Origin of the sequence: Microbacterium sp. CFH 31415 (assembly GCF_022538185.1) — a bacterium.
GTDB lineage: Bacteria > Actinomycetota > Actinomycetes > Actinomycetales > Microbacteriaceae > Microbacterium.
Genome location: NZ_JAKYXC010000002.1, coordinates 376,368 through 396,739, shown reverse-complemented (window position 1 = coordinate 396,739; position 20,372 = coordinate 376,368). Strand labels below are relative to the sequence as shown.

At 70.3% G+C, this 20,372-nt stretch carries 16 protein-coding genes; 9 read left to right on the top strand and 7 right to left on the bottom strand.

From position 1 onward, the window contains the following. Window positions 1–35: 35 nt before the first annotated feature. Complete coding sequence (gene glnA, locus MK786_RS02790; protein WP_241110715.1) at window positions 36–1,373, top strand: type I glutamate--ammonia ligase; 1,338 nt, start codon at window positions 36–38, stop codon at window positions 1,371–1,373. A gap of 13 nt (window positions 1,374–1,386) precedes the next feature. Then, complete coding sequence (locus tag MK786_RS02785; RefSeq protein ID WP_241110714.1) at window positions 1,387–4,389, top strand: bifunctional [glutamine synthetase] adenylyltransferase/[glutamine synthetase]-adenylyl-L-tyrosine phosphorylase; 3,003 nt, start codon at window positions 1,387–1,389, stop codon at window positions 4,387–4,389. Here MK786_RS02785 and MK786_RS02780 read toward each other — a convergent pair. Continuing rightward, complete coding sequence (locus MK786_RS02780) at window positions 4,380–5,132, bottom strand: peptidase M23 (protein ID WP_241110713.1); 753 nt, start codon at window positions 5,130–5,132, stop codon at window positions 4,380–4,382. The two genes, MK786_RS02785 and MK786_RS02780, sit on opposite strands and share 10 nt — an antisense overlap. Before the next feature lie 153 nt (window positions 5,133–5,285). Then, on the bottom strand, window positions 5,286–6,710 hold the full coding sequence (gene glnA, locus MK786_RS02775) for a type I glutamate--ammonia ligase (RefSeq protein ID WP_241110712.1): 1,425 nt from the start codon (window positions 6,708–6,710) through the stop codon (window positions 5,286–5,288). A gap of 133 nt (window positions 6,711–6,843) precedes the next feature. Here glnA (MK786_RS02775) and MK786_RS02770 point away from each other — a divergent pair, with 133 nt between their 5' ends. Next, window positions 6,844–7,236 (top strand): RDD family protein, encoded by a 393-nt coding sequence (locus MK786_RS02770; protein WP_241110711.1) that lies wholly within the window; start codon window positions 6,844–6,846, stop codon window positions 7,234–7,236. A 7-nt stretch (window positions 7,237–7,243) separates the two neighbouring features. Here the strand turns inward: MK786_RS02770 and MK786_RS02765 are convergent, their stop codons facing one another. Beyond that, window positions 7,244–7,954 carry a DUF4191 family protein gene (locus MK786_RS02765; RefSeq protein WP_241110710.1) on the bottom strand — a complete coding sequence of 237 codons (711 nt, stop codon included), beginning with the start codon at window positions 7,952–7,954 and terminating at the stop codon, window positions 7,244–7,246. A gap of 125 nt (window positions 7,955–8,079) precedes the next feature. Between MK786_RS02765 and MK786_RS02760 the strand changes: the two genes are divergently transcribed. After that, entirely contained in the window at window positions 8,080–9,360 is a 1,281-nt protein-coding gene (locus tag MK786_RS02760) for a hypothetical protein (RefSeq protein WP_241110709.1), read from the top strand. 10 nt (window positions 9,361–9,370) lie between these two features. Here the strand turns inward: MK786_RS02760 and sucB are convergent, their stop codons facing one another. The 3 genes from sucB to MK786_RS02745 all read right to left on the bottom strand — a co-directional run bounded on the left by sucB (window position 9,371) and on the right by MK786_RS02745 (window position 14,098). After that, a complete protein-coding gene (gene sucB, locus MK786_RS02755; protein ID WP_241110708.1) occupies window positions 9,371–11,188 on the bottom strand; it encodes a 2-oxoglutarate dehydrogenase, E2 component, dihydrolipoamide succinyltransferase in 1,818 nt (605 codons plus the stop codon). A 61-nt stretch (window positions 11,189–11,249) separates the two neighbouring features. Beyond that, window positions 11,250–12,623: a dihydrolipoyl dehydrogenase gene (gene lpdA / locus MK786_RS02750; protein WP_241110707.1), complete on the bottom strand. Its 1,374-nt coding sequence runs from the start codon at window positions 12,621–12,623 to the stop codon at window positions 11,250–11,252. Continuing rightward, a complete protein-coding gene (locus MK786_RS02745; protein ID WP_241110706.1) occupies window positions 12,623–14,098 on the bottom strand; it encodes a leucyl aminopeptidase in 1,476 nt (491 codons plus the stop codon). Before MK786_RS02745 ends, lpdA begins: the two co-directional genes overlap by 1 nt. Before the next feature lie 83 nt (window positions 14,099–14,181). On the opposite strand from MK786_RS02745, the gene MK786_RS02740 reads away from it, so the two are divergent. The 3 genes from MK786_RS02740 (at window position 14,182) to MK786_RS02730 (ending at window position 17,436) form a co-directional block, all read left to right on the top strand. Continuing rightward, a complete protein-coding gene (locus MK786_RS02740; RefSeq protein ID WP_241110705.1) occupies window positions 14,182–15,105 on the top strand; it encodes a PAC2 family protein in 924 nt (307 codons plus the stop codon). 220 nt (window positions 15,106–15,325) lie between these two features. Further along, window positions 15,326–16,744 (top strand): RNA polymerase sigma factor, encoded by a 1,419-nt coding sequence (locus tag MK786_RS02735; protein WP_241110704.1) that lies wholly within the window; start codon window positions 15,326–15,328, stop codon window positions 16,742–16,744. Then, entirely contained in the window at window positions 16,741–17,436 is a 696-nt protein-coding gene (locus tag MK786_RS02730) for a coenzyme F420-0:L-glutamate ligase (protein ID WP_241110703.1), read from the top strand. The genes MK786_RS02735 and MK786_RS02730 overlap by 4 nt, the downstream gene beginning before the upstream one ends. A gap of 72 nt (window positions 17,437–17,508) precedes the next feature. On the opposite strand, the gene MK786_RS02725 is transcribed toward MK786_RS02730, so the two are convergent. After that, window positions 17,509–18,531: a sugar-transfer associated ATP-grasp domain-containing protein gene (locus MK786_RS02725; protein WP_241110702.1), complete on the bottom strand. Its 1,023-nt coding sequence runs from the start codon at window positions 18,529–18,531 to the stop codon at window positions 17,509–17,511. A gap of 45 nt (window positions 18,532–18,576) precedes the next feature. Here MK786_RS02725 and MK786_RS02720 point away from each other — a divergent pair, with 45 nt between their 5' ends. Beyond that, window positions 18,577–19,323, top strand: coding sequence for an alanine racemase C-terminal domain-containing protein (locus MK786_RS02720; protein ID WP_241110701.1), 747 nt, complete (start codon window positions 18,577–18,579; stop codon window positions 19,321–19,323). Further along, window positions 19,320–20,366: an alanine racemase gene (locus MK786_RS02715; protein ID WP_241110700.1), complete on the top strand. Its 1,047-nt coding sequence runs from the start codon at window positions 19,320–19,322 to the stop codon at window positions 20,364–20,366. Before MK786_RS02720 ends, MK786_RS02715 begins: the two co-directional genes overlap by 4 nt. Window positions 20,367–20,372 lie beyond the last annotated feature (6 nt).

Here is a 20,372-nt window from a genome sequence, read left to right as displayed (position 1 = left end):
GGCTACGGCCGCATCGGGCACCCGGAGAGGATGCGATGGACAAGCAGCGTGACTTCGTTCTGAGGACGATCGAGGAGCGGGGCGTGAAGTTCGTCCGGCTGTGGTTCACCGATGTGATCGGCACGCTCAAGTCGGTGGCGATCGCCCCGGCCGAGGTCGAGGGGGCCTTCAGCGAGGGCCTCGGGTTCGACGGCTCCGCCATCGAAGGGCTCACGCGCTCGTACGAGTCCGACCTGCTGGCGCACCCCGACCCCACGACATTCCAGACCCTGCCGTGGCGGGGCGAGATCGACCCGACGGCGCGCATGTTCTGCGACATCACGACGCCCGACGGGCAGCCCGCGGTCGCCGACCCGCGCCATGTGCTCAAGCGCGCGCTCGCCAAGGCCGCCGACGCCGGCTTCACTTTCTACACCCACCCCGAGATCGAGTTCTACCTGCTCAAGTCGTCGTCGTTCGGCGCCGACGGACCCGAGCCCGTCGACTCGGCCGGCTACTTCGACAACGTGCCGGGCGGCACCGCGCACGACTTCCGTCGCCGCTCCGTCCGCATGCTCGAAGACCTCGGCATCTCGGTCGAGTTCAGCCACCACGAGGGCGGCCCCGGTCAGAACGAGATCGACCTGCGCTACGCCGACGCCCTCGCGACGGCCGACAACATCATGACGTTCCGCACGGTGATCAAGGAGGTCGCGATCGAGCAGGGCGTCTACGCGACGTTCATGCCGAAGCCCCTCAGTGGCAAGCCGGGCAGCGGAATGCACACCCACATGTCGCTCTTCGAGGGTGATGTCAACGCCTTCTACGAAGAGGGCGCGCAGTATCAGCTGTCCAAGGTGGGTCGTCAGTTCATCGCGGGCCTGCTGCGCCATGCCAACGAGATCGCCGCGGTGACCAACCAGTTCGTCAACTCCTACAAACGACTGTGGGGCGGCGACGAGGCCCCGAGCTTCATCTGCTGGGGTCACAACAACCGCTCCGCGCTGGTGCGCGTGCCGCTCTACAAGCCGAGCAAGGGCCAGTCGTCTCGAGTCGAGTACCGCGCGCTCGACTCCGCCGCCAACCCCTACCTTGCTTACGCGCTCATGCTGGCTGCCGGCCTGAAAGGCATCGAAGAGGGCTACGAGCTCCCGCCCGAGGCGGAAGACAACGTCTGGTCGCTGACCGACGCCGAGCGCCGCGCGCTGGGCTACGCGCCGCTGCCCGCGAGCCTCGACCACGCCCTCGAGTACATGGAGGAGTCCGAGCTGGTCGCCGAGACGCTCGGCGAGCAGGTGTTCAACTACGTGCTGCTCAACAAGCGCCGCGAGTGGCAGGAGTACCGCTCGCAGGTCACCCAGTTCGAGCTCAAGAGCAACCTCGAGATGCTCTGAGCCGCCGTGGCGCATGTCCGCGAGCGAACGTTCCAGCTCTCTCACCCATCTCGCGCGCCTCGGCTTCACGAGCCTGAGCGACGCCGACGCCCTCCTCGGGGAGGTCGAGGCGTCGACCGGCGTGCCGCGCGATTCGATGACGTCCGGCGCGCAGCTCGCGGCGGATGCCGATGAGGCCCTGAGCGCGCTCGCGCGCATCGCCCGGCGGGATGCCGATGCCGTGCGACGGCTGCACGGCGACGAACAGGGCTGGCGTGCGCTGTGGGCGCTGCTCGGTGCATCCACGGGGTTCGCCGACTTCTTCCACCGCAACCCGGCTGAGCTGTCGGAGCTCGCCGGAGCAGGCGTGACGCTTCCGTCCTCCTTCGAGCTGCGCGACACGCTCCTCGACGCGGTCGGCGCAGAGGACGGCTTCGCCCAGGACGGGGGAGAGGCAGCCTGGGTCGCCCTGCGCGTCCGCTACCGCCGAATGCTCGCCCGCATCGCCGCTTTCGACCTCTTGAGCGCGTCTCCCGTGGATCATGTGCCGTCGGTGGCGGCTCGATTGGCGGATGCCGCGGCCGCGGTCCTGGAGGCCTCGCTCGCGGTTGCGCGCACCCGGGTCTCGGGCGGCGCAGCGGGCGCCGGACTGTTCCCCCGCGAGCAGGTCGCGCGTGCGAAGCTCGCGATCATCGGGATGGGCAAGACGGGCGCGCGCGAGCTCAACTACGTCAGCGACGTCGACGTCATCTTCGTCGCAGGGACGGACGAGGGCGCGGCTGAGGAGCTGAGCGAGAGCCGCGTGGTCGACATCGCCACGCGCCTCGCCGTGCAGACGATGCGGGGCATCTCGGGCATCGAGATCGAGCCGCCGCTGTGGGAGGTCGACGCCAACCTGCGCCCCGAGGGCAAGCAGGGGGCGCTCGTGCGCACGCTCGACTCCCATCTGGCGTACTACGAGCGCTGGGCGAAGAGCTGGGAGTTCCAGGCGCTGCTGAAGGCGCGCGCGATCGCGGGCGACCTGGCGCTCGGCGAGGCGTACGTCGCGGCCGTGCAGCCGAAGGTGTGGACGAGCGCCGCGCGCGAGAACTTCGTCGACAGCGTGCAGCGGATGCGCGAGCGCGTGACCGAGCACATCCCGGCGGCGGAGGTGGCGCACCAGATCAAGCTCGGCCCGGGGGGCATCCGCGACATCGAGTTCACCGTGCAGCTCCTGCAGCTCGTGCACGGGCTCTCCGACGACCGGATCCGCCAGCGGGGCACGCTCGAGGCCCTGGACGCGCTCGTCGCCGAGGGATACATCGGTCGGAACGAGGCATCCGCCTTCGCCCGCGACTATCGCGTGCTGCGTCTGCTCGAGCACCGCGTGCAGCTGCGCAATCTGCGGCGAACGCACCTGATGCCGTCCCGGCCAGAGGAGCTGCGGGTGCTCGCTCGCGCGACCGGCCTCGCCGACACGGGCGACGGCGTGTGGGAGCTGTGGGAATCGGTGAAGCGCGAGGTTCGCGACATCCATGTCCGTCTCTTCTATCGTCCTCTGCTGTCTGCTGTCGCCGCCCTGCCGGCCGAGGAACGGGCGCTCTCGGCCGAGCAGGCCCACGACCGCCTCGCGGCGATCGGCTTCGCCGACCCAGCGGGGGCACTGCGCCACATCGCCGCGCTGACGAGCGGGCTGCGGCGGAAGGCGGCGATCCAGCGTCACCTCATGCCCGTGATGATCCGCTGGTTCGCGGAGGGCGTCGATCCCGACTACGGTCTGCTCGCCTTCCGTCGGCTGAGCGAGCGGCTGGGCGACACTCCGTGGTTCCTGCGGATGCTGCGCGACTCGTCGGCCGCCGCTGAGAGCCTGACGCGCGTGCTGTCGGGGTCGCGGTACATCGGCGAGCTCATGGAGTGGATCCCCGAGTCGGCCGCCTGGCTCGATGACGACGAGCTGCTGCGCCCGCGGACGGGCATGGCGCTCCAGCAGGAGGCCCGTGCGATCCAGGCGCGCCACGGGTCGGTCGAGGACGCGATGCGATCCGTCCGTGCGCTTCGCCGCAGGGAGCTGCTGCGCACCGCGATGGCGGCAGTCATCGGCACCATCACGATCGAAGAGGTCGCCGACGCGCTCACCACGATCACCGATGTGACGATCCAGGCGACGCTGCGTGCGATCCGCCCGACGATCGTCCCGCCTGAGGACGACGACCTCGATTTCTCGGTCATCGGCATGGGACGGTTCGGCGGGCGCGAGCTGGGCTTCGGGTCGGATGCCGATGTGATGTACGTGTACCGCGCGAACAGCGTCGACCCGCAGCGGGCCCATGAGCTCGCCGTGAAGCTGGTGGCGGCGCTGCGCACGCACTCCGAAGACCACCGTGTGCCGCTCGACCTCGACGCCGATCTCCGTCCCGAAGGGCGCAACGGGCCGATCGCGCGCTCGCTCGACGCGTACGCGGAGTACTACCGGCGGTGGTCGCTGTCGTGGGAGGCGCAGGCGCTCCTGCGGGCTCGCGGGGTGGCAGGCAGCGTCAAGCTCATCGGGTCCTTCATGGAGCTCGCCGACCAGGTGCGATACCCCGCGACCGTCGATCAGCAGGGTCTGCGCGAGATCAAGCGGATCAAGGCGCGCGTCGAGAGCGAGCGGCTACCGCAGGGCGCCGACCCCGCCCGGCATCTGAAGCTCGGCCCAGGCTCGCTCAGCGACGTGGAATGGCTGGTGCAGCTGCTGCAGCTCGAACGCGCCCATGAGGTCGAGGGGATGCGAACGACGTCGACCCTGGCCGCCCTGAAGGCGGCGCAGCAGGCGGGCGTCATCGCGGCGGTGCCGGCGGCGCGCCTCACCGAGGCCTGGCGGCTGGCGAGCCGCCTGCGGTCGGCCAACACGCTGCTCTCCGGCCAGACCAGCGACATCCTTCCTGTGGACCGCAAGCGCCTCGACGGCATCGGTCGCCTGCTGGGATACCCGCCGCGCTCCGCCACGCAGGTCGAGGAGGACTACCTCGGCGCCACCCGCCGGGCGCGACGCGTGTTCGAGAAGCTCTTCTACGGCTGAGCGGGGCAGAGAGTGACGCCCTCGATGCTGTCGCCGTCGAGCGGTGCACCGTTGAGTGCGGCCACCACGCGCACCGCGCGGTTCCAATAGCGCGCGTAGTGCTGCGGATCCGCATTGACCTGCGTGCGGTGCGCGACGAGAGTCGGCTCGAGAACCGCACGGTCGGGCACGCGCGCGAGCATCGCCCGGTAGAAGATCGTCGCCGCGCTGTACGGGTCCAGCCGCGCCTCCCGCGACCCCCAGCCGTCCTGCTGCTGGAACAGCCCGATCGAGGTCGTGCGCGAGCCATCGGGGTTGGTGACGCCGTTCGTCTCCCAGTCGCCGTAGTCGATGTTGCGCAGCGACGACTCGCCCATCGCGGTCATCACGGCGATCGTCTGATCGCGCTCGTCGAGCCCGAGGTCGCGGCCGGCGTTGAGGATCGTGCAGGCGTTCGCGAGCCGCTCGTTGCCGTAGCCTGCGACGCCGGGAAGGGCGGGGAGGATGAACCGTGGAGCCGGTGCGGCCTCGGGTTCATCGATGGGGATGGACAGCGCGTGCGCGACCAGAGCGCCCGCCACCGCGACGCCGGCGACGGTGGTGACGATCGTCGCCGCCAGGGACGCGGCGACGATGCCGAGGACACGCGGGAAGCGTCCCGTCCTGGCGCGCGATGCGCGCCGACGCACGGTCTTCCGGCGCCGCGCAGGCTTCGACGAGCGCGGCGCAGCGCGTCGCTTCGTCGCAGCGGGTCGGGAGGACATCGTTCGTTCGCTTTCGGTCAGACGGAACGCAGCCCGTTCAGCGTACGGGCGGCGACTGGGTGAGCGCCATGGCACGCAGAGCACGACGCGCGGAACGGCCCCCGGCGCGATGCCGGGGGCCGTTCCGGGAGCGATGCTCGACCGCGGTTCGACTCAGACGCCGAAGTACAGCTCGTACTCGAACGGGTGCGGACGCGCCGCGAGCGGCTTGATCTCGTTCTCGAGCTTGTACTCGATCCACGTCTCGATCAGCTCGGGCGTGAACACGCCACCCGCGAGGAGGAACTCGTGGTCGGCCGCGAGGGCGTCGAGCGAGTCCTGCAGCGAGTTCGGCACCTGCGGGATGTTCTTGGCCTCCTCGGGCGGCAGCTCGTAGAGGTCCTTGTCGACGGGCTCATGGGGCTCGATGCGGTTCTTGATTCCGTCGAGGCCGGCCATGAGCTGCGCGGCGAAGGCGAGGTACGGGTTGCCCGAGGCGTCGGGGGCGCGGAACTCGATGCGCTTGGCCTTGGGGTTGGAGCCCGTGATCGGGATGCGGATCGCCGCCGAGCGGTTGCCCGCCGAGTAGACGAGGTTGACCGGAGCCTCGTAGCCCTTCACCAGGCGGTGGTAGCTGTTGAGGGTCGGGTTGGTGAACGCGAGCACCGAGGGCGCGTGCGCGAGGATGCCGCCGATGTACCAGCGCGCGATGTCGGACAGGCCGCCGTAGCCCTTCTCGTCGTAGAAGAGCGGCTCGCTGCCGTTCCACAGCGACTGGTGGGTGTGCATGCCCGAGCCGTTGTCGCCGAAGAGGGGCTTCGGCATGAACGTCGCGACCTTGCCCCACTCGAGGGCGGTGTTCTTGACGATGTACTTGAACTTCAGGATGTCGTCCGCCGCGTGGACCATCGTGTCGAAGCGGTAGTTGATCTCGGCCTGGCCGCCGGTGCCCACCTCGTGGTGAGCCCGCTCGAGGTGCAGACCCGCCTCGATGAGCTTGAGGCTGATGTCGTCGCGCAGGTCGGCCTGCTTGTCGACCGGCGAGACGGGGAAGTAGCCGCCCTTGAACGGGGTCTTGTTGGCGAGGTTGCCGCCCTCTTCGACGCGCCCCGTGTTCCACGCGCCCTCTTCGGAGTCGACCGAGTAGAAGCTGGAGTTCTGCTTCACCTCGTAGCGGACGTCGTCGAAGATGTAGAACTCGGCCTCGGGGGCGAAGAACGCGGTGTCGGCGATGCCCGTCGACGCAAGGTACTTCTCGGCCTTCTTCGCGACCTGGCGCGGGTCCTTGCCGTAGATCTCGCCGTTGCGCGGGTTGTAGATGTCGAAGATCATGATCAGCGTCTTCGCCTCGCGGAACGGGTCGAGGTACGCCGTCGAGACATCCGGGATCAGCTGCATGTCGGACTCGTGGATGTTCGCGAAGCCGCGGATCGACGAGCCGTCGAAGAGCTGGCCGACCGTGAAGAACTCCTCGTCGACGGTCGACGCCGGGATGTTGAAGTGCTGCTGCACACCAGGAAGATCCGTGAACCGGATGTCGAGGAACTTGACGTCCTCGTCCTTGATGAACTTGAGCACCTCGGATGAATCTTTGAACATGAAGGCTCCAGTGATAGGGCATCGGGAACTGCCGCACGCGTGCGCGCTTGTCAGGAACGGTACCCGGAGGGGATTGCCCGGCAGTGACACCATTGTTTCCGGGATGTTACGGGGCCCTGGGTAGGCTTGACCGGTGACAGACCAGGCCCCCGACTATCCCGGGGAACGACTCGGGCTGCCCCGTGAAGGAAGCGGATCGATCGCGCGGCTCGGACGGCGCGTCGGCGCACTCTTCGTCGACTACGGGGCCGCGTACCTGATCTCCGGCTTCTTCGGCTGGGACCCGCTGGCGATCCTGGCGATCTTCGCCGCGATCCAGATCGTGTTCATCCCGACGCTGCAGGGCAGCCCCGGCCACCGCATCTTCGGTCTGCGACTCGTGCGGCTCGACGGGGCATGGACCGGCCTGTGGCGGCCCGTGGTGCGCACGCTGCTGCTGATCGTGGTCGTTCCCGCGGTGATCTGGGACGCCGACCAGCGCGGACTGCACGACAAGGCCGCAGGAACGATCCTGCTGCGCGCCTGACGCGCGATCAGCGCGGGCGCGGAGCTCGCACCTTGGTCGGGTCGATGCCCTTCGGAATCGGCAGCGAGGTGAGCGTCTGGGACACCGATTCGATGCGCTTGATGACCGCGGCCATCGTCGCGCGATCGACCTTGGTGGGCAGTGCCTTGATCGTCGCGGCGAGCTTCGAGATGGGCACGTCGCCTTCGCCGTGGCCGACGTAGAGCACGGTCACGGGGACGCCCGAGGCGACGCGCTGCACCTTCGAGCGCTCGTCGTTGACGAGGCGGGTGAGGCGACCCCGCGCGCCCTCGCCGACGATGACGACGCCACCGCGGCCGACGGCGCGGTAGACCGCCTCCTGGGTCTTCGGGTTGACGCCCACCGGCATGTCGGCCGCCTGCCACTTGCGGCCGAGCGACGTCGACAGCACGTGGCCGGCGGCTCCGGGCATCCCGTCGATCTTCTTGAACATCGCCCGGGTCGACAGGCGCGTCATGAGCATGAGGGAGCCGAGGATGCCGAGCATGAGTCCGGTGATGCCCCACAGGATGATGCTCCAGATCGCGACGGGCGGGATCAGGAAGCCCACGCCCACGCCGGCGGCGATGCCGAGCAGCACGATGCCCACGAGGAGCCACGGCAGCCAGGAGTACGCCTGCTGCGTGAACGTGTAGAGGGAGCGGATCTGCGAGAAGAAACCGGGGCGCTTCTCGGGAGCGGTACTGCGGGCGGCCATGGGGTCCAGCCTACCTTTCCGCGCGGGCGGACTGCGGCTCCTCCCCATGTCCTCGCGACCGGCGATCGTCCACAGGCGGAGATGAGCCCTCCCGGCGACCGCGAGTGCGCCGCAACGCTGGTGCGGTGACCCGTGAGACCGATGCCCTGCGCGCGCCGTACCGACCGGTGCGACCTGTGGGGGCGACTGATGACGGGCCCTGGCCGGGCCTTCTGGTGGGCCTGGAGTCGGGCGAGCGTCGCGTCCTCGTCGATGCGGCGGTGCTCGGACGCGAGTGGAAGGGGTGGGATGCCGCGCCCCACGGTCACGTGCTGGCGCCGATCGACGTCGTCAGGCGAAGCGACGGGCACGACGTGGCTCTGCCGGTGTGCACCGAGCGCGTCACCGATCTGCTCGCGCGCCGGGCGGCGACCGGCCCGCCGCTCATGCCCGGCGAGGCGGTGACGCTCGCCGTGAGCGTGCTGCGCGGATTCGCCGAGCTGCGCGATCCGTCCGCTGTCACGGGGGAGTGGTGGCTCACCGATGCCGGGCGCCCCGTGTTCGTGACGGATGCCGCGCCCCGATCGCTGCGCGACGCGTCGATCTCGCTGCTCGCCGGCGTGGCCCTCGGAAGGCCGCACGAGGCGTGGGACGCGGCGGGCGCCGCGATCATGGCGGAGCGTCCGTCGGCCATCGAGCTCGAGCGCGCTGAGGCATTGCTGTTCCACCTGGCCGAACCTCTCGCCATCACGACGGAGCCGGCCGGCCCGGGCGGCGTGCGGCCACTCGCGCGGTACGACCGCCATGACGCGTCGGCGGACGAGTCCGTGGACCGGCGGCGTCCGTGGGACGGTCTCCTCCGCCACGTCGACGGCGACCTCGCCGACCTCGTCTCGCGGGCCACGACGCGCGTGTGGCGGCGTGCGACGAGCGCACGCACGTCTTCGCGCCGGGCGTCGCTGCTCGTAGCGGGCGCCGCTGCGGCGGCGGTGCTCGGCGTGGGTCTGTTCTGGCCATCGGACGGCGACGACGCGGCGACGGCGGAGGTGCCGGTGCCCGCGACCACGGCGACGATCGAACCTGAGGGTGCGACTTCGACGGGGTCAGCTGATCCGGTCGGTGCGGTCGGCGAGGTCGAGACCGATCTGAGCCGCGTGGTGGGCGAGCTGCTTCACCAGCGCCTCGCCTGTCGCGGCGAGATCGACTGCCTGGCCGGCGTGATGGTGGATCCGGAGTCGTCGTGGGCGGCCGGGCCGATCGACGCGCCGCGCGAGCAACGGGCGATCGCGTTGCTCGACGACTTCGGCGGGGTCGCCGTGCTGCGCGTAGACGCGGTGGACGGCACAGCAGCTCAGTTCGTCGTCATCGAGCGCAGAGACGACGAATGGCTGCTGCGCGACGTGCACGCCGCCGCGCAGCAGCCATAGTCAAGGTGGCTCAGATGCCGAGCTGGCTCTCGAACTCCGCAGCCTCGAGACGGGCCTTCACGGCGCCGAGGAAGCGCGCGGCGTCGGCACCGTCGATCACGCGGTGGTCGTACGACAGCGCGAGGTAGACGTACGAGCGGACCGAGATCGCGTCCTTGCCGTCGACCGTCACGACGCCCGGGCGCTTGACGACGATTCCGGTGCCGAGGATTGCGGTCTGGGGCAGGAAGACGACCGGGGTGTCGAACAGCGCGCCGCGCGAACCGGTGTTCGTCAGCGTGAACGTGCCGCCGGCGAGCTCGTCGGGCTTGAGCTTGTTGTCGCGCGTGCGGGCGGCCAGGTCGGCGATCTCGTGTGCGATCTGCGCGAGGTTCTTCGACGCGGCATCGCGAAGCACGGGCGTCAGGAGGCCTCGCTCGGTGTCGACCGCGATCGAGAGGTTCTCGCCCGGCGGGTACACGATGTCGGTGCCGTCGACCGTGGAGTTGATCACGGGGTACGCCTGCAGCGCCTCGGCGGCGGCGAGCGCGAAGAACGGCAGGAACGACAGCTTGTCGCCCGTCTTGGACTGGAAGTCGCCCTTCACCTTGTCGCGGAAGCTCGAGAGCTTCGTGACGTCGACCTCGACCACGGTCGTCAGCTGCGCCGTCGACTGCATGGAGGCGACCGCACGCTCGGCGAGAACCTTGCGCAGACGCGACATGGGCTGGGTCGTGCCGCGAAGCGGCGAGACCTCGAGCGGTGCTGCCGCCGATGCGGGGGCGGCACCGGCTTCGGGCGCAGGAGCGGACGCCGCCTCGGCGGCCTTCAGCACGTCTTCCTTGCGGATGCGGCCACCGACGCCGGTGCCCTTGACCGTCGCGAGGTCGACGCCCTGCTGCTGCGCGAGCCGGCGCACGAGCGGGGTCACGTAGGAGACGACCTCATCGTCCTCGGTGGCCGGCGCAGCGGGAGCCTCGGCGGCGGGAGCAGGGGCAGGTGCGGCAGCCGGGGCGGGCGCGGGAGCCGGTGCAGCGGCAGGAGCCGGAGCGGGCGCCTCGGCGGGGGCGGCCGGAGCCTCTGCCGCGGGAGCCTGAGCCGCGGCTGCGGGAGCTTCGGCTGCGGGAGCAGGAGCAGGAGCTTCGGCTGCGGGAGCAGGAGCTTCAGCCGCGGGAGCGGGAGCGGCGGCGCCAGACTCACCGATGCGTGCGAGGGCCGACCCGACCTCGACCGTCTCGTCCTCCTGGACGAGGATCTCCTGAAGGGTGCCGGCGAAGGGCGAGGGGATCTCGGTATCGACCTTGTCGGTCGAGATCTCGAGCAGCGGCTCGTCGACCGCTACCTCGTCGCCGACCTGCTTCAGCCAGCGGGTCACGGTGCCCTCGGTCACGCTCTCGCCGAGCTCGGGAAGCACGACGTCCTTGCCGCCGGACGAGGCCGGGGCGGCAGCGGGTGCAGCTTCGGCGGCGGGCGCGGCCTCGGCGGGTGCAGCTTCGGCGGCGGGCGCGGCCTCGGCGGGTGCAGCTTCGGCGGCGGGCGCGGCCTCGGCGGGCGCGGCTGCCTCGGGCTGTGCGTCGGCCTCGGGCTGCGGGGCGGCCTCCGAGGATCCCGAGCCGTCGCCGATCTTGGCGAGCACGGCGCCGACCTCGACGGTCTCGTCCTCCTGGACCAGGATCTCCTCGATCACACCGCTGACGGGCGACGGGATCTCCGTGTCGACCTTGTCCGTGGAGATTTCGAGCAGGCCCTCGTCCGCCTGGACGGTGTCGCCGACCTGCTTGAGCCAGCGGGTGACCGTACCCTCGGTGACGCTCTCACCGAGAGCGGGGAGGACCACGGAAGTGCTCATGACGATGTCTCCTTCGGAATGGATATCGGATCTAGCTTAGTGATGCCGCGGGGCCCCAGCGTCAGAGCGCGTGGAGCGGTTTTCCGGCGAGTGCGAGGAACGCCTCGCCCAGGGCTTCGCTCTGGGTGGGGTGTGCGTGGACGAACGGAGCGATGTCCTCGGGATGCGCTTCCCAGCCGACGGCGAGCTGGCCCTCGGTGATGAGTTCGCCGACCCGGTCGCCGACCAGGTGCACGCCGATCACGGGGCCTTCCTTCACGCGGACGACCTTGACGATGCCGCCCGTGCCGAGGATCTCGCTCTTGCCGTTGCCGGCCAGGTTGTACTCGTAGGCCACGACTGCGTCAGCGCCATGTGCCTCGGATGCTTGCGCCTCGGTGAGGCCGACGGACGCGACCTCGGGGTGGCTGTAGGTGACCTTCGGGATCTGGGTATCGGAGACGACGACGGGGGAGAGACCGGCGATCTCCTCCGCGACGAAGATCCCCTGCTGGAACCCGCGGTGGGCGAGCTGCAGGCCGGGGACGATGTCGCCGACGGCCCACACGTGGGGCACGCTCGTGCGCAGGCGCTCGTCGGTCACCACGAAGCCGCGGTCGATCGTGACGCCTGCCTCCTCGTAACCGAGCCCGGCGGTCGCGGGGCCCCGCCCCACGGCGACGAGGAGGTAGTCCGCCTCGAACGTCTTGCCGTCCTCGAGCGTGACGGTCACCCCCTCGGGCGTCTGCGTCACACCCTGGAACCGCACACCGAGCGACGACGCGATTCCCCTGCGCCGGAACGCGCGCTCGAGGGCCTTGCTGAGCGCGACGTCCTCGTTGGGGACGAGGTGGTCGAGCGCCTCGACGATCGTGACATCGACGCCGAACGAGCGCCACACGCTCGCGAACTCCACGCCGATGACACCGCCGCCGAGGATCACGACGCGCGACGGGATCTCGTCGAGTTCGAGCGCGTGCTCGCTGGTGAGGATGCGACCGCCGATCTCGAGCCCCGGGAGGGTGCGGCTGTAGGACCCCGTCGCCAGGATGACGTCGGTGCCGCGGTACACGTCGTCGCCGACGCGGACGGCGGGTCCGGCCTCGAGGCGGCCCTCGCCCGGGACGACGGTGATGCCTCGCGACTTGACCAGTCCTTCGAGTCCCTTGAACTTCTTCGCGACGATGCCCTCGCGGTAGGCGCGGACCCCCGCCGGGTCGATGCCCTCGAAGGTGGCGCGGATGCCGATGGTCGCGGCATCCCGAGCAGTGTCCGCCACCTCGGCGGCGTGGAGTAGCGCCTTCGTCGGGATGCAGCCCCGGTGCAGGCAGGTGCCGCCCACCTTGTCCTTCTCGACGAGGGCGACGGACTTGCCGAGCTCTGCGGCGCGAAGTGCCGCTGCGTAGCCGCCGCTGCCGCCGCCGAGGACGACGAGGTCGAAGGTGTGGTCGGTCATCAGGACTCCTCTGTCGTGACGAAGCGGATCAGGCTGCGGACGGTGGCTGCCGTCGGTCCCTTGTCGGTGTAGCCGTAGCCCCCGCCCTTGTTCATCCCGACACCGGCGATGTCCAGGTGCACCCACGGTATGCGCGGAGCGTCCGCCTCATCGCCGGTGCGACCGACGAAGTGGCGCAGGAAGAGGCCGGCGAACAGCGAGCCGCCGGCGGGGTCGCCGATCTTCGCGTTCTGCAGATCGGCGATGGGGGAGTCGAGCTCATCCACCATGTGCGCGGGCAGCGGAAGCTGCCACGCCGGCTCAGCCTCGGCGGCGGCGGCGGCGAGGTAGGCGGCGACCGCCTCGTCATCGCCCATGACCCCCACGTGGCGGGTGCCCAGGGCGACGGTGATGGCGCCGGTGAGCGTGGCGACGTCGACGATGACATCGGGATGCTCGCGACTCGCCGCGACCAGCCCGTCGGCGAGCACCAGCCGGCCTTCGGCGTCGGTGTTGAGCACCTCGACGGTCGTGCCGTCGAGCATGCGCAGCACGTCGCCGGGGCGCGTGGCGCGGCCGGACGGCATGTTGTCGGCGACGCAGAGCCAGGCGGTGACCTTGACCGGCGCGCCGACGGTGGCGACGGCACGGAGCACGGCCAGCGCGGTGGCGGCGCCGCACATGTCGTACTTCATGCCGACCATGGACGCGGCCGGCTTCAGCGACAGGCCGCCCGTGTCGAACGTGATGCCCTTGCCCACGAGTGCGACGTGTCGCTTCGCGCTCTCGGGGGCGTACTCCAGGCGGATGAGGCGGGGCGGCCGGTCGGAGCCCTGCCCGACGCCGAGGATGCCGCCGTAGCCGCCCTCGCGCAGCGCGTCCTCGTCGAGCACCTCGACCCTGACGCCGAGGCCGTCGACGGCCTGGGTCGCGCGCTCGGCGAAGTCGGCGGGCCCGAGCCACTCGGCCGGCGTCGTCACGAGATCCTTCACGAGCGCGACCGCGTCGGCCGTCGCCGTGATCGCGGCGAGCCTCTCGGCGTCGGCGGCCGCGGTGCCGTGGACGACGACCTTCGACGCGCGGGGCTTGGGCGCCTCGGACTTGTAGCCGTCGAAGCGGTAGCCCCCGAGCGCGGCGCCTTCCGCCGCAGCGGTCCACAGGGCGTCGTCGGCGAACGGCGCGGCGACGGCGACCGTGGCGAAGCCGGTCAGGGTGCGGATCGCGGAGCCGACCGCGTCGCGCAGGGCCGCGGCATCCGGGGCCGCACCGGTTCCCACGACGGCCAGCGGCTTGTCCGACGTCTGCGGCGCGTAGACGCGCTGGAAGGAGTTGGGTGAGCCGGTGAAGCCGGTGGCGAGGAGTGCCTCCCGCAGGCCGGGCCAGCCGCCCAGATCGGGGGCGCCTTCGCCGTCGACCGGGGGAAGGGCGAGGAGAAGGACGTCTGCGTCGGACTCTCGGACGGGGGATTCGCTGTACGCGAGGTCGGGAAACGACATGGTCTCCATCCAACCACGGGTGTTCGCTCTGAGCGGGACGGCCGCCGACCCCGGGCGTCGGCGTCGGCTCGTAGCATGGAGGCATGCCCCTCACCGGTCCGCTGTTCGAGCGCTCCGCCTCCGCGCCTCCCGTGCCCCGGGGCCTCCCGCTCGTGGTGGCGCTGACCGGATTCACCGACGCGGGCAACGCGGTCAGCCGGGTCGTCGACTATTTCCGCGACGACATCGTGCCCACCCCGCTCGCCGTCTTCTCCAACGACGTGCTCCTCGACTACCGCGCCCGCCGCCCGGTGATCGCGTTCGACCAGGATCACCTGACCGACTACCGGCCGCCTCGGCTGGAGCTGTCGTTCGCCCACGATGCGCTCGGCCAGCCCTTCCTGCTCCTCGCCGGCTACGAGCCCGATTTCGCGTGGGATGCCTTCGCCGCCGCGGTCCTCGACTTCGTCGACGACTACGAGGTGTCCACGGTCACGTGGGTGCACGCGATCCCGATGCCTGTGCCGCACACGCGACCGATCGGCACGACCGTGAGCGGGACCCGCAGCGAGCTCACCGAGGCGCACTCGGTGTGGAAGCCGCACACCCAGGTTCCCGCCACCGCAGGGCACCTGCTCGAGTACCGCCTCGCTGAGGCGGGCATGCGCGTCGCCGGGTTCGTACTCCTCATTCCGCACTACCTCGGCGACACCGAGTACCCGGCCGCCGCTCTCGCCGCACTCGACAGCCTCACGGTCGCCACCGGGCTCGTGTTCACCGGAGAAGAGCTGCGCGAAGAGAACCGCGACTACCTGTCCAAGGTCGAAGAGCAGGTCTCCGGCAGCGACGAGCTCTCCCGCATGGTGAAGGGCCTGGAAGAGCGCTACGACGCCTATATGGCGGGGTCCACGCTCGCTGCGCCGATGATCCACACCGGCGACCTGCCCAGCGCCGACGAGCTCGCCGCCGAACTCGAGCGGTTCCTGGCGAGCCGCCCCACCGGCGACGAGGACAAGCGTGGCCTCTGATCGGAATGAGCGGGCTGTCCTGGGTGTTGTAGAGGAGAGCGATCCGATGCATTGCCGCGAATGCTGGCGGCAGATCCCAAGTATGCGATACTGGATGCTCTGACCCGTTGTCAACTGGTTCCCCGAGGTGCACTCGGCGGCGCCGGGACTTGACAAGGGTCTTACTAGTGTCCGAAATCTCCCGGGGGCGTCGGCACACACTCCCGGTGAAAGGCGAAACGTGACCTCAGGCACGAACACCAAGGCCCGCTCGGCCGCGAAGGACACCGAGACGGACGAGACCACGGCGGCCGAGGCTGCGACGAAGGCGCCCGCGAAGGCCGCGTCGAAGCCCGCCGCCAAGAAGACGGCGACCAAGACCGCGCCCAAGAGTGCGAAGGCCGCGCCCAAGAGCGCCAAGGCCGCGCCCAAGAAGGCTGCGACGAAGGGCGCCGCGTCCGACGAGGATCTCGAGGACGACGTCGAGGAGCTCGACGACGTCGAGCTCAACGCCGACGACGATCTGGAAGAGGCGGGCGACGACGACGCCGAGACGCCTGCTCGCCCGGCTGCGCGCCGTGGCGCGAAGGCCGCCGCAGCCGACGAGACTCCTGCGGCCGAAGACGAGGAGGAGGAAGAGGAGAGCACCAAGCCGGCGTTCACCGAGCCTCTTCCGACCGGTGCGATCGTCATCACCTCGAGCGACGAGGACGACGTCCCCGTCTACTCGACGCAGATCACCGGCGCGACGGCCGACCCCGTCAAGGACTACCTGAAGCAGATCGGCAAGGTGCCGCTCCTCAACGCGGCCGAAGAGGTCGAGCTGGCGATGCGCATCGAGGCGGGTCTGTTCGCCGAGGAGAAGCTGTCGCACATGTCGGCGGCCGAGAAGTCGTCGCAGCTCGGGCTCGACCTGCAGTGGGTCGCCCGTGACGGCCAGCGTGCGAAGTCCCACCTGCTCGGGGCCAACCTGCGCCTCGTGGTGTCGCTCGCCAAGCGCTACACCGGCCGTGGCATGCAGTTCCTGGACCTGATCCAGGAGGGCAACCTCGGTCTGATCCGCGCCGTCGAGAAGTTCGACTACACCAAGGGCTTCAAGTTCTCGACCTACGCCACCTGGTGGATCCGCCAGGCGATCACCCGTGCCATGGCCGACCAGGCGCGCACCATCCGCATCCCGGTCCACATGGTCGAGGTCATCAACAAGCTCGCGCGCGTCCAGCGCCAGATGCTGCAGGACCTCGGGCGCGAGCCCACGCCAGAAGAGCTCAGCCGCGAGCTCGACATGACCCCCGAGAAGGTCATCGAGGTCCAGAAGTACGGACGCGAGCCCATCTCCCTGCACACCCCGCTCGGCGAGGACGGCGACAGCGAGTTCGGCGACCTGATCGAAGACACCGAGGCCGTCGTCCCGGCGGATGCCGTCGGCTTCACGATGCTTCAGCGTCAGCTCGAGTCCCTCCTCGACTCGCTCTCCGAGCGCGAGGCGGGCGTCATCCGCATGCGCTTCGGGCTGGGCGACGGTCAGCCCAAGACGCTCGACCAGATCGGCGACACCTTCGGCGTGACGCGCGAGCGCATCCGTCAGATCGAGTCCAAGACGATGGCGAAGCTCCGTCACCCCAGCCGTTCGCAGTCGCTGCGGGACTACCTCGAGTGAGCGAGGCGAACGACGGCAAGGCGCTCACCGTCTCCGTCGAGGGTTCGTCGTACGCCCGCATCCCGATCCGCACGCGGGTCGTGATGCCGGGCGACGACCTCGACGGCTTCGTGAGCGAGTACGCCTCAGGACTCGTCCGTGACGGCGACCTGCTCTTCGTGACGGAGAAGATCGTCGCGATCACCCAGGGTCGCTCGTACCTCGTCGAGGACATCAGGCCGCGCAAGCTCGCCTACTTCCTCTCGAAGTACGTGACGCGCACGCCGTACGGCATCGGCCTCGGCATGCCCGAGACCATGGAGATGGCGCTGCGCGAGTGCGGCACGATCCGCATCTTGGTCGCGGCCGCCGTGTCGGCCGTGACCAAGCTGTTCGGCCGCAAGGGCGACTTCTACCGCATCGCGGGCGACAAGGCGCGGGCGATCGACGGACCGACGAGCGGCACCATCCCGCCGTACAACAAGGCCGTCGTCCTCGGGCCCGAGCGTCCCCGCGAGGTCGCGGCTCATCTCAAGGCGCTCCTCGGGGGCGTCCCCGAGGTCGCGGTGGTCGACATCAACGACCTCGGCGGCAACATCCTCGGGTCGACCGTCGACAAGGCGTACGAGAAGCGCCTCATCGCGATCCTGCAGGACAATCCGCTCGGTCAAGGGCATCAGTCCACGCCGCTCGGAATCATCCGCGCGGTCTGACCGCCCCCTCCCGCGTACGAAGGCGCGGCACCCCTCGGGGTGCCGCGCCTTCGGCGTTCGGGTCCGATCGGCTCAGAAGCCGATCGCGGCGCGGTAGCGGGGCTTGTGGCCGGTGCGGATGCCGGTGACGCTGGGCTTGTTCTCGTACACGCCGGCGCCCCAGTTGCCCTCCACGAGCACGGGGCCGTCCGGGGTCACGACGATGTCCCAGCCGACGTACTGCACCTGCGGCACGACGCGGGCGACGCGGTCGACGAACGCCTTCACCTCGTCGATCATCGGCAGCTGGAAGTCGGCGATGACGAAGCCGCTGTCGGGGTGCTTCTCGTGCACGTGGGCGTGCGAGTCGTACCCGGGGCCGACGGCGTGGCCGTCCTCGTCGAGCATCGTGTAGAAGCCGCCGAAGGTCATCTGGTCGCTCACGGCGCCGCGGCCGAACTTCTGCGCCATGGCGAGGATGTGCGTCTCCTCGCCGTCGAAGAAGGCGGTGACCCGGGTCGTGTTGACGGTGCCGGGGCACACGGCGGCGAGATCGGGGTGCTGCTGGATGACCTCCTCCATGAGCACCTCGCCGCGGTGGAGCAGCCCGCGGTGGAAGGCATTCCAGTCGTCCACGTCCTCGGCGCGGTATCGGTGCACGCCGGTGCCTGCCTGACCGATGGGTTCTTTCGTCACGATCGTGCCGAGGCGCTTGGTGAAGGCGCGGACGGCGTCGGCGTTGTCGTCCTCGACGACCATCCACTCGCGGTGCAGATGCTCGCTGAACACGCGGTTGAATTCCACCTTGTGATGGAACTGGTGCCGGAAGTCGGGGTGGTCGTACTTCTGCGACAGCTCATTCGAGACGGGGTGCGTCATGTAGGTCGCGCGCTCGGCGCGGCTGAGGATGGCGAAGTCGTAGTCGACGTAGTCCTGGAACCCGACCTGCCGGAAGCCGGCCGACCACAGCATGTCGACCAGGACGGCGGGCGTCCACTTGCCGTGCTGCTGCGACGTCTCCTTCGCACGTTCGACCACGGATCCGACGTCGATGCGACGGGCGCGGGCGGCGAGGTAGCGAAGGCGGGGCGCGAGGCCGAGGCCCTGAGAAGGCATGCGTACTCCGGGTTGGGGATCGGGGGTCCCGGATAGTCTAGAGGCGTGAGTTCGGCGAACCCTGGGCATGGCGACGCTGCGTGGATCCATGAGCCGTCCAGTGCCCCGGTCGCCCGAGTCTCGGCCTCCGCCATCGCGCACAACGCCACGCTGGCCGTGGCGCGGCTGCCGGAGGGCACGCGGGCGGTCGCCGATCTGCGGGCCGATGCCTGGGGTCACGGCGCACCCGCAGTCGCCGCAGAGCTGCTCGCCGCCGGGGTGGACCGCCTGATCGTCGACGACGCCACGGCTGTCCGCGTGCTCGCCGACGCGCGCGTTGCGGGAGCCACCGCGAGCGATTCGCCCGGCCTCGATACCCTGACGCTGTACGGGCTGCCGGGCGGTGCGCCCGACGCGGTGCCGGCGATGCGCCTGAGCGGCACCGTGCTGGGTGTGAAGGCACTCCGCGCAGGGGAGGGCGTGTCGTACGGGTACCGCTTCCGCGCGGCCGCAGACACCCGTGTGGCGCTGGTCACGGGCGGCTACGCCCAGGGCGTCGTGCGCGACCTCGGCAACCGGGCGCGCCTGACGATCGGCGGCGCATCGCTTCCCATCATCGGCCGCGTGGCGATGGACGTGTGTGTGGTGGATGTCGGCGCCGCCCCGGTGCGGCGCGGCGACGAGGCCGTCTTCTTCGGCGATCCTCGGGCGGGCGAGCCGTCGGTCGCGGAGTGGGTGGAGGCCACCGGCCTGCGCGCCGACGAGCTCGTCACCGTGGTCGGCTTGCGTGCGGCGCGGGAGTGGATCGCATGAGCGGGGTGCTTCGTATCGACCTCGATCGCTTCGCGGCCAACCTTTCTCGCGTGCGCGAGGCAGTCGCTCCGGCCGAGCTGATGCTCGTCGTGAAGGATGACGCCTACGGGCACGGGCTCGACGCGACCGTGCGGCGAGCGCGGCGCGAGGGCGTGCGCTGGATCGGCGCCTTCGACGTCGCCACCGGCCGTCGCGTGAGGGACGTGCTGGGCGGCGACGTCCGCGTCTTCTCGTGGATCGCTGCCTCGCGGGCGGAAGCGGCGGAAGCCGTGGCGGCGCGACTGGACCTCGGGGTCGGCGACGCCGAACTGCTTGAGGACGTCGCCGCCGAGGCGCGGGTCGCCGGTGCGCTCGCGCGCGTGCACCTCAAGATCGACACGGGCCTGCACCGCAACGGCGTACGTCCCGAGGAGTGGCCGGAGTTCACCGCCCGTGCGGCACAGCTCGCAGCGGAGGGATGCCTGGAGGTGGTCGGCATCTGGAGCCACATCGCCGAGGCATCCGACGAAGAGGACGACGCTGCCCGCGCTCTGTTCGACGCCGCGGTGACCACCGCGCGCCAGGCAGGCCTCTCGCCCACGATGCTGCACCTCTCGGCCAGTGCCGCCTCGTTCGCCCGGCCGGAATTCCGCTACAACCTCGTGCGGGTGGGGGCATTCTGCTACGGCATCCGCTCCGCCGGCGGCCCAGACGAAGAGCACCTCGGCGTGCGGCCGATCGCGACGCTCGAGGCGCGGGTCACCGCGGTCGACGACGACGGAGCCTCGATCGACGTCGGTCCGCTCGACGGCCTGCCGTCGATCCTCGCCGGCCGCGTGACCGTCGGCACTCCGGGTGGTCCGCGTGCCCTGACCGCTTCGGGATCGGGTTTCCGAGTGGAGGGGTGGACGAATTCCGCGCCCGGCGACGTCGTGCGCATCTACGGCCCCGGCGACGGGGGCGAGTCCTCGGCGACCGATCTCGCTGAGGCGATCGGGACGATCGGCGAAGAGATCGCGGTGCGCGTCTCGCCGCTGGTGCCGAGGATCTACTCGGGAGAGTGAGTCCCC